Annotated in this window: 14 protein-coding genes; all 14 read left to right on the top strand. The window is 37.0% G+C overall.

Features of this window, described 5'->3' with window-relative positions; genetic code table 11:
- Positions 1-35: 35 nt before the first annotated feature.
- The 14 genes from thiL (at position 36) to VCHSUH04_RS05545 (ending at position 13,514) form a co-directional block, all read left to right on the top strand.
- Entirely contained in the window at positions 36-1,016 is a 981-nt protein-coding gene (gene thiL, locus VCHSUH04_RS05610; RefSeq protein WP_105085703.1) for a thiamine-phosphate kinase, read from the top strand.
- Positions 1,006-1,500, top strand: a complete 495-nt coding sequence (gene tsaE / locus VCHSUH04_RS05605; RefSeq protein ID WP_024066576.1) for a tRNA (adenosine(37)-N6)-threonylcarbamoyltransferase complex ATPase subunit type 1 TsaE — start codon at positions 1,006-1,008, stop codon at positions 1,498-1,500. The genes thiL and tsaE overlap by 11 nt, the downstream gene beginning before the upstream one ends.
- Positions 1,484-2,242 carry a tRNA (adenosine(37)-N6)-threonylcarbamoyltransferase complex dimerization subunit type 1 TsaB gene (tsaB, locus tag VCHSUH04_RS05600; protein ID WP_105085702.1) on the top strand — a complete coding sequence of 253 codons (759 nt, stop codon included), beginning with the start codon at positions 1,484-1,486 and terminating at the stop codon, positions 2,240-2,242. The genes tsaE and tsaB overlap by 17 nt, the downstream gene beginning before the upstream one ends.
- Entirely contained in the window at positions 2,242-2,691 is a 450-nt protein-coding gene (gene rimI / locus VCHSUH04_RS05595) for a ribosomal protein S18-alanine N-acetyltransferase (RefSeq protein ID WP_105085701.1), read from the top strand. Before tsaB ends, rimI begins: the two co-directional genes overlap by 1 nt.
- On the top strand, positions 2,688-3,719 hold the full coding sequence (gene tsaD / locus VCHSUH04_RS05590) for a tRNA (adenosine(37)-N6)-threonylcarbamoyltransferase complex transferase subunit TsaD (protein ID WP_024066579.1): 1,032 nt from the start codon (positions 2,688-2,690) through the stop codon (positions 3,717-3,719). Before rimI ends, tsaD begins: the two co-directional genes overlap by 4 nt.
- Positions 3,720-3,721: 2 nt before the next feature.
- Positions 3,722-5,110, top strand: coding sequence for a sensor histidine kinase (locus VCHSUH04_RS05585; RefSeq protein WP_105085700.1), 1,389 nt, complete (start codon positions 3,722-3,724; stop codon positions 5,108-5,110).
- Positions 5,111-5,677 carry an ANTAR domain-containing response regulator gene (locus VCHSUH04_RS05580; RefSeq protein WP_105085699.1) on the top strand — a complete coding sequence of 189 codons (567 nt, stop codon included), beginning with the start codon at positions 5,111-5,113 and terminating at the stop codon, positions 5,675-5,677.
- Positions 5,678-5,878: 201 nt separating this feature from the next.
- On the top strand, positions 5,879-6,160 hold the full coding sequence (gene groES / locus VCHSUH04_RS05575; protein WP_004696047.1) for a co-chaperone GroES: 282 nt from the start codon (positions 5,879-5,881) through the stop codon (positions 6,158-6,160).
- A gap of 111 nt (positions 6,161-6,271) precedes the next feature.
- Positions 6,272-7,897 (top strand): chaperonin GroEL, encoded by a 1,626-nt coding sequence (gene groL, locus VCHSUH04_RS05570; RefSeq protein ID WP_024066582.1) that lies wholly within the window; start codon positions 6,272-6,274, stop codon positions 7,895-7,897.
- A 371-nt stretch (positions 7,898-8,268) separates the two neighbouring features.
- A complete protein-coding gene (locus tag VCHSUH04_RS05565) occupies positions 8,269-8,685 on the top strand; it encodes a DoxX family protein (RefSeq protein WP_024066583.1) in 417 nt (138 codons plus the stop codon).
- 58 nt (positions 8,686-8,743) lie between these two features.
- Complete coding sequence (locus VCHSUH04_RS05560) at positions 8,744-10,000, top strand: diaminopimelate decarboxylase (RefSeq protein WP_105085698.1); 1,257 nt, start codon at positions 8,744-8,746, stop codon at positions 9,998-10,000.
- Positions 10,001-10,296: 296 nt separating this feature from the next.
- Positions 10,297-11,040, top strand: coding sequence for a Fe-S cluster assembly ATPase SufC (gene sufC, locus VCHSUH04_RS05555; protein WP_060924273.1), 744 nt, complete (start codon positions 10,297-10,299; stop codon positions 11,038-11,040).
- Between the two features lie 8 nt (positions 11,041-11,048).
- Entirely contained in the window at positions 11,049-12,458 is a 1,410-nt protein-coding gene (gene sufB / locus VCHSUH04_RS05550; protein ID WP_060924274.1) for a Fe-S cluster assembly protein SufB, read from the top strand.
- A 9-nt stretch (positions 12,459-12,467) separates the two neighbouring features.
- Positions 12,468-13,514 carry a SufD family Fe-S cluster assembly protein gene (locus VCHSUH04_RS05545; RefSeq protein WP_105085697.1) on the top strand — a complete coding sequence of 349 codons (1,047 nt, stop codon included), beginning with the start codon at positions 12,468-12,470 and terminating at the stop codon, positions 13,512-13,514.
- Positions 13,515-13,521 lie beyond the last annotated feature (7 nt).

Below are 13,521 nucleotides of genomic sequence, written 5' to 3'. Positions count from 1 at the left end.
ACAATATGTATACTAATCGGAAGCCAGGTGATGAGATGCAATTAAAAGATGTAGGGGAATTTAATTTCATACGCCACATTCAAAATGATACGATACATGATTCGAGCACTGTAATTACAGGGATTGGTGATGATTGTGCAGTGTATCGTGCTACAGATGAAACAGATCAATTAATTAGTACAGATACGATGGTGGAAGGTATTCATTTTAGCTTTCGCTACATGAAACCTTATGATGTAGGCTATCGTCTCATGACAGCTAATTTAAGTGATATTGCTGCTATGGGGGGGACCCCTCGACAAATAGTCTTATCTGTGGCGGCACCTGAATATGTTGATACTGTTATTCTAGATGAAATCTATAGAGGCATTAAAGCTCAATGTGCTAGATATCATCTCAATATACTTGGTGGAGATACGGTACGTACGGAAGGACCTATGGTGTGGACTGTTACCATCATAGGCGAGGTTCCTACTGGCACTGCTATTATGCGTAGTGGTGCACAAGTTGGCGATATTGTGGGCATTACAAATTATGTAGGTTATGCTGCCACAGGTTTAGGTGCGTTATCCTATAATTTAGATGGCTATGCTATGACGAAGGTTGGTCATCAACGACCTGATCCACAAATTGAATTAGGTCAACAATTGAGACAACTGGGAATTCATAGTATGAATGATATTAGTGATGGTCTTGGTAGTGAATTAAATGAAATTGCATCGGCTAGTAACGTATCCATTGTTATAGAGGAAAAAGCTATTCCACTTCATGAAGAAACTTATGAATTAGCTAAGTATTTACAGACTAATCCAGTGGATTATGCATTATATGGTGGTGAGGATTTTCAACTAGTATTCACGGCTCCTAAAGCATTGATTCCTAAATTAGAGAGTTTATCTGGCATTACTATAATCGGTGAAGTTATATCTGGACCATGTCATGTTCAGATGGTAACACCGGATAAAACGATTAAGACCATAGAAGCGAAAGGATATAATCATTTTCATGAATCATAAGGCACATGTTCAATTAGAAACTCATACAGTAGAAGATACACAACAATTTGGACAGTTATTAGGCAGATGGGCCAAACAAAGCGGAGAACCTTTATGTATTGCTTTAATTGGTGATTTGGGGACAGGAAAAACGCACCTATCCCAAGGTATTGCGAAAGGCTTTGGAGTTACAGAGGAGATTACAAGCCCTACCTTTGCAATCATGAATACTTATGATGTGGATAGAACACATTTATATCATTTTGATGTATATCGTTTGGATGATATAAGCGAGCTTGAAAATATTGGCTTCTACGAATATACAGAGGATTGTGTATCCATTGTGGAATGGGCGGATAAATTCCCAGATGAATTACCAGATGAAACATTATGGATTTATTTGACGCGCATTGATGATACAAGCCGATCTATCACATTAGGTAGTGATTACCTTTCAGAGGGTGATTTAGTAGAAATAGGAGGCCCATATGTGGTTAGGAATTGAGACAAGCTCACTCGTTTCAAGTGTGGCTTTAATGGATGAACATAACCTTATTGGTGAGTTGACTATCCAAGCTGGATTAACTCATTCTGAGCAACTAATACCTCACATTGATATGTTATTGCGTGCCTCACAAGTAAAAAAGAATGAGTTAAAAGGTATTATCGTTAGTATCGGGCCTGGTTCTTTCACTGGATTGCGTATTGGCATGGGGACTGCTAAAGCAATGGCTTACGCCTTACAAATTCCATTGTATGGTGTGATGACAATGGACAGCTTAGCTCATAATGTTTCATATACAAATCGTACAATTTGTACCGTTATCGATGCTCAGAAAAAGCATGTATATGCTGGTTTATATAGATATGAAAATAATAAACTAGTATGTAAAGAGGAGCCATTTGTTATTGCTGCTAGTGATTTATTAGATAAATTTAGAGAAACAAAGGAAGAGGTTCTATTCTTAGGGGATGGCATCAAGCGCATTGAAAAGCTCTTAGAGGAAGGCGATACTAATTTGACTATACTAGATATTTCTCAACGTATTCCAAAGGCAAGTTCGTTACTATTAGCGGGGCGTGAATTGGTCGAACGTGAAGAGATATGTGATCCAATGGATATGGTTCCTTATTATATTCGTCGCTCTGAGGCAGAGGTGTTATGGGAGGAACGACATAAGGATAATCCTGAAATGTTAAATCAAAATCCTACTGTGGTAGTGACTGAAGCGGCAGGAGCAGAATAATGGAGATTCGGTTAGCAACTATCGATGATGCTCAGGTCATTTATGATATAGAACAGCAGTCCTTTTCAGTTCCATGGAGTTTGGTATCTGTACTTGCTGAACTTGAAGGGGCCGATAATAAATTATATATGGTTATTTACGAAGATAATCATATTGTTGGTTATGCTGGTGCTTGGCTCGTATATGATGAAGGACAAATAACAAACATTGCCATTATTCCTTCTGCTCGTGGTAAGGGATATGGGTCAGAACTTACTAAACAATTAATAGATGAATGTTTCAAGAGAGGTATGCACGAAATCTTCTTGGAGGTACGCATATCCAATTTGCCCGCCTTAGCGATGTATAGAAATCTTGGATTCTCTGTTAAAGGGATTCGTAAAGATTATTATTCAGAGCCAAAAGAGGATGCTTATATTATGTCTCTTGTTTCAGAGGAAATAGAATGAGTATATACACATTAGCCTTGGAAAGTAGTTGTGATGAAACATCTGCATCTGTCTTAAAGGATGGTCGCACTGTTTTATCTAATGTAATTTCTAGCCAAGTGCCTATTCATAGAAAATTTGGTGGTGTTGTGCCAGAAATCGCATCACGTCACCATATAGAACAAGTTATACCAGTTATTGATCAAGCGCTACGCGATGCGAATGTAACGTTACAAGATATCGACCACATTGGTGTTACCTATGGTCCTGGTCTCGTAGGGGCATTATTGGTTGGTGTAGCTGCTGCAAAGGGATTATCCTTTGCTACAGGCATTCCTTTGGTACCAGTTCACCATATGGAAGGTCATATTTTTGCTAACTTCTTAGCTAATCCAGAATTAGAACCTCCATTTTTGAGCCTCGTCGTATCTGGTGGTCATACCATGCTAGTTCATGTAAAAGGGTACGAAGAATTTGATATTCTTGGTCAGACTCGTGATGATGCAGCGGGTGAAGCCTTTGATAAAATTGCTCGTGTTATGGGCTTCCCTTACCCCGGTGGCCCTCATATTGATGCACTTGCCCTTGAAGGTAATCCAGATGCGATTGAATTTCCAAAGGCTTTAAGTGAGCCTGGTAATTTTGAATTTAGTTTTAGTGGTTTAAAGTCTGCTGTATTAAACTATTTAAATAGCAAGCAACAAAAGAATGAACCTATTAACCAAGCCGATGTTGCCGCGTCCTTTCAAAAGGCTATTGTTGATGTATTAGTTGAGAAAACGAAAGATGCAGCTCATACATTAGGTGAAACGCGTATTACCATTGCGGGAGGCGTATCTGCTAATAAAGGCTTACAACAAGCCTTAGAGGTTATGTGTAAGGAAGAAGGCTTTACCTATTACAAGCCTCATAAAATTCTGTCCACCGATAATGCTGCTATGATTGGTTGTCGTGCCTATTATATGGCTCAAGCTGGTAAATTTGGCGATTTAACATTGAATGCAAAGCCAAGTGTTGAAATTGGTCATGTATCTTGGAAAGAGGATTAATTGTGGATATCGGTCAAGATATTTTAAATACAACATCATTAGGCCCATTACAAACCTCATTACTAGAGCATATTAGTAAACTTATATCCTTTGGCGAGTCATTGACCCGTCAAAGGATACAGATTTTTACGCCTCTTCTAGAAAAACCACAAGGTGATATGCAGCAACGTGCAGATATGCTATGCATTGAACGGACCGAGCAAGGTGTTATTACTCGACAATTAAAAGGAAATAATACGTGGCATTCTATGATGGAAAATGGTCAACCTCTTATTGGGGGAGAGCATGATCAACGACAACATGTTTTTCCTGTTGTCGATAATGGTGGTCGTATTATTGGGGGGATAGCTTTTACAGTATCTCCATCTATTAAAAAAAATCAATATGAACAAGAATATATCTTATCTGATACGATGCAACGCCTCATGCTAACTGCTACAGATGAGCAAATACAATCGTATGAGCCAATTTCTTATTTTGATGGTTTAATCATCTTTGATGATTCTCATAGAATTCTCTATGGTAATGAGTCAGCTATACAATTAGTAGATTTACTTGGATTTGATCGACGACTAGTAGGGTCATCAATTTATAGCAGTACCTTAAAAATTTCCGCCATACAACAAGTGTTGGATGATAGAACGATATACACTAGTGAAGAAATTTATCAAGATATGGTAATTCGTCAGCATATGATTCCTATTGCTATGGGACGCAATGAAACACGTTGTTTCCTCGTGCTTCACGATTGTACCCGTGAAAGTAAGCAGCAACAAGAATTGCTAGTAAAAAATTCTATTATCAAAGAGGTTCATCACCGTGTAAAAAACAATTTACAAACTGTAGCGGGATTACTACGTATGGAAGCAAGACGTTCTAGCCTGCCAGAAGTTAAACAAGCCTTACAAGAGGGAATCAATCGTATTGAAAGTATGGCTTTGGTTCATGATATTGTGTCCCATTATGATGAGGATTATATTGGTATCCGATCAATCTATGACGAGTTATGTCGTTTATTGCGCATGAGTATGATTCGACAAGACCAAGAGGTTACCTTTACCTATAGTGGAGAAGATATATTGATTTCATCCCATATGGCAAGTTATGTATCCCTCATAATTAATGAGTTAATCACTAATAGTCTCGAACATGGTTTAGATGGTAAAGCAGGGGAGATTCGTCTAGCAGTTTCGGAATTAGAGGAATATATTGTATTAGATTTTTCTGATACGGGAAAAGGGTTACCTCAAGATTTCTCTATTAACTCGAATAAGCGATTAGGATTAACTATTATTAATAATTTAGTTGCACATGAGTTAAAAGGGCGTCTATCTGTTAAAAATACTGATACCGGTGTTCTAGTGACAATACATATGAAGAAGGAGAAGTAAATGCGCGTTTTAATAGTGGATGATGAATCCCTTATACGTATGGATCTACGCGATATTATTGAATCCTGTGGTCATGAAGTTGTGGCAGAAGGGACTAATGGTGTTGAAGCCATCAAGCTTTGCAAAGAATATAAACCTGATATTGTTTTAATGGATGTAAAAATGCCAGAATTAGATGGCATCGAAGCAGCACGTCAAATTGGCTTTCACCATGAAGCACCAGTAGTTCTATTAACTAGTTATAGTCAACAGGATTTAATAAATAAGGCTAGAGAATCTGGCGTATATGGATATTTAATTAAGCCTATTCGTGAAGAACAATTGGTTCCAACCTTAGAAATGGCATTAGGGCGCTATCATAGTGATGCTGAGCTACGTGAAAAAATGGCTGAATTAGAACAATCATTAGAAGATCGTAAAATCATTCAAAAAGGGACCGGTATATTGATGGAGCTATACTCTATATCAGAAGAGGAAGCGTACAATCGTATTCGTGCCTTAAGTATGAAGAAACGAGATAGTATTGTTAATATCTGTAAAGCATTAATTAATCAAGTTTCAAAATAGATACAAAGACTAGTATAAGAATCAAAACTTATACTAGTTTTTTTGTGCCTAACATCAAATAAAAACTAAAAAGTCAAAAAATCAAAATTTCTACTTGCATTTATTTTGACATAGGTTATAATAATACATGTGATTAGCACTCGACTACTTAGAGTGCTAATGAATTGTAAATAATAACTAGTAAATAAGGAGTGACATCATATGTTAAAACCATTAGCTGACCGCGTTCTTATCCGTTTAGAAGCAAAAGAAGAAAAAACTAAAAGTGGTATTTTCCTTCCTGATACAGCAAAAGAAAAACCTCAAGAAGGCGTAGTAGTAGCTGTAGGTGCTGGTAAAGTTTATGACAATGGTCAACGTGTAGCTCCAGAAGTTAAAGTTGGCGATACTGTTATGTTCGCAAAATATGCTGGTAGCGAATTAGAAATCGATGGCGCTACTCATTTGATCATTAGCGAACGCGATATCTTAGCAGTATTATAATAGCTAATATATCTGTATAGAGCTAAACATACTATTGATACATTCTATACTGCCTACGGGCATATACATTCCCTTACATTAGATACTGTTATTATCTAGGAGGTAATACATATGGCAAAAGAAATCTTGTTTAATGAAGAAGCTCGTCGCGCTTTAGGTCGTGGCGTTGATCAATTGGCAAACGCTGTAAAAGTTACATTGGGACCAAAAGGTCGTAATGTTGTATTGGATAAAAAATTCGGTTCCCCAACAATCACAAATGATGGTGTAACTATTGCTCGTGATATCGAACTTCCAGATCCATTTGAAAACATGGGCGCTCAATTAGTTAAAGAAGTTGCTACTAAAACTAACGACGTAGCAGGTGATGGTACTACTACTGCAACAGTATTGGCTCAAGCTATGATTCAAGAAGGTATGCGCAACGTAGCAGCTGGTGCAAACCCAATGATCTTGAAAAAAGGTATTGAAACAGCAGTTAAAACTTTGGTTGAAGAAATTAAAAAACGTTCCATTAAAGTTTCTGGTAAAGCTGAAATCGCTCAAGTTGCAAGTGTATCCGCTGCGGATGAAGAAATCGGTGGCTTAATTGCTGAAGCTATGGAAAAAGTAGGTAACGACGGCGTTATCACTGTAGAAGAATCCAAAGGCTTGCAAACTGCATTAAACGTAGTAGAAGGTATGCAATTTGACCGTGGTTACATTTCCCCTTACATGGTAACTGATCCTGATCGTATGGAAGCTGTTATGGATAACCCATACATCTTGATTACTGACCGTAAAATCAGTGCTATTGCTGATATGTTGCCAACACTTGAAAAAGTGGTAAAAGTAGGTAAAGAACTTCTTATCATCGCTGAAGATGTAGAAGGTGAAGCATTGGCTACATTGGTAGTAAACCGCTTGCGTGGTACTTTCAAAGCAGTAGCTGTAAAAGCTCCTGGCTTCGGTGACCGTCGTAAAGCTATGCTTGAAGATATCGCTATTTTGACTGGTGGTACTGTAATTACTGAAGATATGGGCCGTAAACTTGATTCTGTAGAACTTACAGATCTTGGTACAGCTCGTCAAGTTCGCATCACTAAAGATGAAACTACAATCATCGATGGTGTAGGCGATAAAGACGTAATCGCTAAACGTGTAAGCCAAATTCGTGCACAAGTAGAAGAAACAACTTCCGAATTCGACCGTGAAAAATTACAAGAACGTCTTGCAAAATTATCCGGTGGTGTTGCAGTTATCGAAGTAGGTGCTGCTACAGAAGTTGAAATGAAAGATAAAAAACTTCGTATCGAAGACGCATTGAACGCAACTCGTGCTGCTGTTGAAGAAGGTATCGTAGCTGGTGGTGGTACTACATTCATCGATATTATCCCTGCATTGAACACATTAGAAGAAACTGGTGACGTTCAAACTGGTATTAACCTTGTTAAACGTGCAGTAGAAGAACCTCTTCGTCAAATCGCTTACAATGCTGGTCTTGAAGGTTCCGTTGTAGTAGAAAAAGTTAAAAATACAGAAGCTGGTGTTGGTTTCAACGCTTTGACTGAAGAATATATCGACATGGTTAAAGCTGGTATCGTGGACCCTGCTAAAGTAACACGTTCTGCACTTCAAAATGCTGCATCCATTGCATCTCTTGTATTGACTACTGAAACAATCGTAGCTGATAAAGTAGAAGAAAATGCTGCAGCACCTGCAATGCCTCCAATGGGTGGCATGGGCGGAATGATGTAATCAACTGCTTAGCGCATAATCTATAAAATTTAGAATAATCCTAATGAATTGGGAACTATATGTTCACTTTTTCATTAGGATTATTTTTGTATTTAAGAAGATTATTCCTGTTAGTTTACAATACATATGGTACAGATATTATAGATACTACTAATAGTATAGATGGTATATGAGTATTCTTGACGATTAAATTATTTGAATCAGAATAGTATGTGAGGTTTATCAAATCGATAAAATTGATTTTGTATACCACATATGTTATAATTCTATAGAATTTAATATTGAGTCTAGTTTGACATGGTAGTTTTTCTCCTCTATAATAACGATATCGAATTATTTCGATTTTATTTTGATTTGAAAGAAGGATTACTATGTTAAGCTTTATTTTTAAAAGTAAACCTAATTATGTTAATTTTGGCCTCTTAATTTACCGTTTGGCACTTGGTATTTCCATGTTTTATCATGGTTATCTAAAATGGTTAAGTGGTCCTGAAGGCCTTTATAAAGTTGGATCTATGTTGGCTCCATTAGGCGTACCTGGTGGATATGAAATATTAGGTACTATGGCATCTTGTGCTGAAATGATTGGTGGTATTCTTATTGTTTTAGGTCTATTCACTAGAATTGGATCTCTTATGCTCATCGGTACATTAGCTATGGCAACAACATTGAGTATTAACGGTAGTTTCTTTAGTTGGGATTACCCATCTCAAATGGGCTTCGGTGCTCTTATGTTGTTCTTCGCTGGCGCAGGTCGCTATAGTCTTGATAAAGCTTTATTTAAATAATAATTAGGATAATAGACTCATCGTTTGATGGGTCTTTTATTTGTATAGCGAGGTTATTATGAACACAAAAACAGTTCCGTTTACAGCTGAACAATTGGAAAATATTATTGCCCAATACCCAACACCATTCCATATTTATGATGAAGAAGGTATCATTGAAAATATGAAAGCATTCATTAATGCATTTTCTTGGAATAAAGGGTTCAAACAATATTTTGCTGTAAAAGCAACTCCTAATCCATATATTATGCGTGTATTACAAAAGCTTGGTGTAGGTGCCGATTGTTCTTCCTTAGCAGAGTTAATGCTATGTGAAAAAGTGGGCATTACAGGTCATGATATTATGTTCACATCTAATGACACACCATATGTGGAATATAAAAAAGCACTTGAATTAGGTGCTATTATCAATCTTGACGATATTACTCATATTGAATATTTGGAAAAAAATCATGGTTCTTTGCCTGATACATTCTGCGTACGTTATAACCCAGGCTCCTTAAAAGAAGGGGGCAATACAATTATCGGCCTTCCTGAAGAAGCTAAATATGGTATGACACGTGAACAGATTTTTGAAGCTTATAAACAATTGCAAGCTAAAGGTGTAAAACACTTTGGTATCCATACAATGGTTGTATCTAACGAGCTTGATATTGATGGCTTAGTTGGTACTGCTGAACTTTGCTTCAATCTAGCAGTAGATATTAAAAATGAACTAGGCATCAATGTTGAGTTTATCGACCTTGGTGGTGGTGTAGGTGTTGCTTATAAACCAGAACAAACACCAGTAGACTTCAATGCACTTAGTAAAGGTGTAGAAGAGGCCTATAATAGAATTCTAGTAGCTAATGGCCTTGGTGATGTAGCATTGGCTTATGAATGTGGTCGTATGGTTACAGGTCCATTTGGTTACTTAGTTTCTACAGCAATTCACAAAAAGGATATTTATCGTCACTACATCGGTTTAGATTCCTGTATGGCTAATCTTATGCGTCCAGCATTATATGGTTCTTACCACCATATTACTGTAATGGGTAAAGAAAATGCTCCTAAGGATCATGTGTACGATGTAACTGGTTCTTTATGTGAAAATAATGATAAATTTGCTATTCAACGTGAGTTGCCAAAAATCGATATTGGCGATCGTATCATCATTCATGATGCTGGTGCGCACGGTCACTCTATGGGCTTCAACTATAATGGTAAATTGCGCTCTGCTGAGTTGTTATTACATAAAGACGGTTCTGTTACACAAATTCGTCGTGCTGAAACATATGATGATTTGTTTGGCACCCTCGATTTCTCTAACCTATAATTTAATATTGAGAATCGAATAGGATGAGAATGAATATTAAATATAACCTATCAATATATGTAATATATGATATTCTTTTAATTCCTGTATATTTTAGTAGGAATATCTTGCTATCATTTAGATAAGACTGTATAATGATTATAGATTGTTATGCACATACTTGCTAAGTTGGCGAGAATTACGGCGGTATTCACGTTAGTGCGTACCGCCTTTTTATATGTGTCAATATATACGTTTTACATATAATGCTTGTATGTTTTTTATCAATACATACATTATGAGAAGGAGTGAACATTTTGGCTGAATTACTTCAGATAAAAGATTTAAAGGTATCCGTTGAAGGTAAACAAATCTTAAAAGGTATCAACTTAACAATTAATAAAGGTGAAATTCATGTTGTAATGGGGACAAATGGTGCAGGTAAATCTACACTTGCCAATGCTATCATGGGTAACACTACATATACTGTAGATAGCGGCTCTATTATTTTTGATGGTAAAGATATTACGGAAGATGCAGTAAATGATCGTGCGAAAGCAGGTATCTTTATGTCCTTCCAAAATCCAATTTCTATTCCTGGCATTACAGTAGAAAACTTCATCCGTACTGCGAAATCTACAATTACTGGTGAAAATGTACGTGCTTTATCTTTCAAAAAAGAATTGAAAGAAAAAATGGATGAATTATCCTTCGATGTATCTTATGCACAACGTTATGTAAATGAAGGGTTCTCCGGTGGTGAACGCAAGAAAAATGAAATTCTTCAAATGTCCATTTTGAATCCTAAATTGGCTATTCTTGATGAAACAGACTCCGGCCTTGACGTAGATGCGGTTCGTATCGTATCTGAAGGTGTACAACGTTTCCACAACGAAGAAAATGCTGTATTGATCATCACTCATCATAACCAAATCTTGCAAAAGTTAAAACCTGATTTCGTTCATGTATTGATCAATGGTAAGATCGTTAAAACTGGTGATGCTTCTCTTGTACGTGAAATCGAAGAAAAAGGTTACGACGCATACAAAGCATTAGCATAGGAGGCACAATGGAAGAAAGAAAGAAAACCCAAGTCGCGGATATGGACCGTGGTGTCTACGATATTAAGAATGACTTTGAATATTCTTATATTTCTGATGCTGGTTTAACAGAAGATATTATCCGTGAAATTTGGTCTAATAAAAATGAACCTGAATGGATGCTTGACTTCCGTTTGAAATCTTTAGAAATCTACAATCGCATGGGTATTCCAAATTGGATTCCTGATATTTCTGGCTTAGATATGGCAAATATCCATACTTATGTTAAGCCAAAAGTAGATATGAAAGAAAACTGGGACGAAGTTCCAGAAGAAATTAAAAGTACTTTTGACCGCTTAGGTATTCCAGAAGCGGAAAAAACATCTCTTGCAGGTGTTGGTGCTCAATATGACTCTGAAGTTGTATATCACAGTATCCAAGAAGATCTTGTTAAACAAGGCGTTATCTATACTGATATCGAAACCGCACTTCATGAGCATGAAGAAATTGTAAAAAAATACTGGATGACATTGATTCCACCTACAGATCATAAATGGGCTGCTCTTCATGGTGCCGTTTGGTCTGGTGGTTCCTTCGTATATGTTCCAGCAGGCGTACAAGTAGAGATTCCATTGCAATCCTATTTCCGCTTGAATGCACCAGGTGCTGGTCAGTTTGAACATACTATGATCATCGTAGAAGAAGGTGCTAAATTGCACTTCATCGAAGGTTGTTCTGCTCCTAAATACGACGTATCTAACCTTCATGCCGGTGCCGTTGAATTGTTTGTAAAGGATAATGCTACATTGCGTTATTCTACAATTGAAAACTGGTCCAAAAACATGTACAACCTTAACACAAAACGTTGTGTAGTTGGTAAAGGTGGTACTATTGAGTGGGTATCAGGTTCCTTCGGTTCTAAAGTATCTTGCTTGTATCCAATGAGTATCCTTAATGGCGAAGGTGCACATGCTGAATTCACAGGTGTAACATTTGCTGGTGAAGGACAATTCCTTGATACTGGTTGTAAAGTAGTTCATAATGCTCCTTACACAACTAGTAATGTAAACTCTAAATCTATTTCCAAATCCGGTGGTGCTGCTATTTACCGTGGTCTCTTGAAAATTGGCCCTAAAGCAGAACATTCCAAAGCGACTGTATCTTGTGAATCCTTGATGCTTGATGCAGAGTCTCAATCTGATACAATTCCAGCTATTATCGTAGAAAACGATAATGTGGATTTAGGTCATGAAGCTAAAATCGGTCGTATTTCAGATGAAGCGATTTTCTATCTCATGACACGTGGTATTAGCGAAGAAGAAGCTCGTGCAATGCTCGTTCGTGGTTTCGTTGAGCCAATCTCCAAAGAATTACCACTTGAGTATGCTGTAGAAATGAACAATCTAATCAATCTTGAATTAGAAGGTTCTATCGGTTAAGGAGGAATTATGAGCGAATTACTATTTAATGAACTCCCTAGACCGACATTCAGATGGTTGCGTGTTAACCATACTGTAAGCTCTCTAGCTGGAGAAGATACATCTGTTCAATCCATCGCTGTAGAAGCGAATCAAAATATACTTTCACCATTGCCTACAGGAACAGCACTGTTAAATGCTAAATATGAAGGTGCTAATAAGGATGCTGTTCAAGCATTGGTGGATAATGCAGAAGGTTATGCTATCAATGTTCCTGCTAAGGAAAAGGAAGTTGTAGGCATCCGTATTGATGCTAATGCACGTGTAGCTAACCGTTTCCAATTCATCGTTGGTGAAGGGGCAGAACTAGAGGTACAATTCTATGTAACTGGCACTGGTGAAGCTTTAACAAATGTTAGTTATCTAAATGAATACGATGTAAAAGAAGGCGGTAAAGTTGTAGTGAAAAAGGTAAATCTTTTACCTGAACATGTACAACATATTGAACATCGTTATACAAAATTGGAAGATAAAGCAGATGTAGAATACATTAACATTGAACTTGGTGGTAGCGAAAATATTTTGAACTACTATCATGATTTAGTAGGTCAAGAATCTCGTATGGTTCATGATATTGCTTATCTTGGTAACGAAGAACAAAAATTTGATATTTCCATGATTATGAGTCATGGTGGTAAAAAATCCTTCAGTGATATTCATACATTAGGTGCTCTTAGTGGGCATTCTAAAAAATCTTTCCGTGGTACTCTTGATTTCCTTCATGGTGCAACAGCTTCTGAAGGTGCGGAAGAAGATACTTGCTTATTGTTAGATCCAACTGTAAAATCTATTTCTTTACCTCTATTATTGTGTAAAGAAGATAATGTAGTGGGTAATCATGCAGCAAGTGCAGGCCAAATTGATCATAATAAATTGTTCTATATCATGAGCCGTGGCTTTAGTGAAGTAGAAGCAAAACATATCATTGTAGAATCTATGATTCGACCTATTATTGATCGCATTGGTGATGAAACGATTGAAGAAGCAGCGTTAGCAGCTGTACGTAATAAAATTTAAAGAGGCG

It is taken from the genome of Veillonella sp. T14073-2 (assembly GCF_002959875.1).
In the GTDB taxonomy this organism is placed as follows: domain Bacteria; phylum Bacillota; class Negativicutes; order Veillonellales; family Veillonellaceae; genus Veillonella; species Veillonella infantium.
The sequence above is the reverse complement of the archived record's forward strand: the minus strand, read 5'-3'. Positions and strand labels throughout refer to the sequence as shown.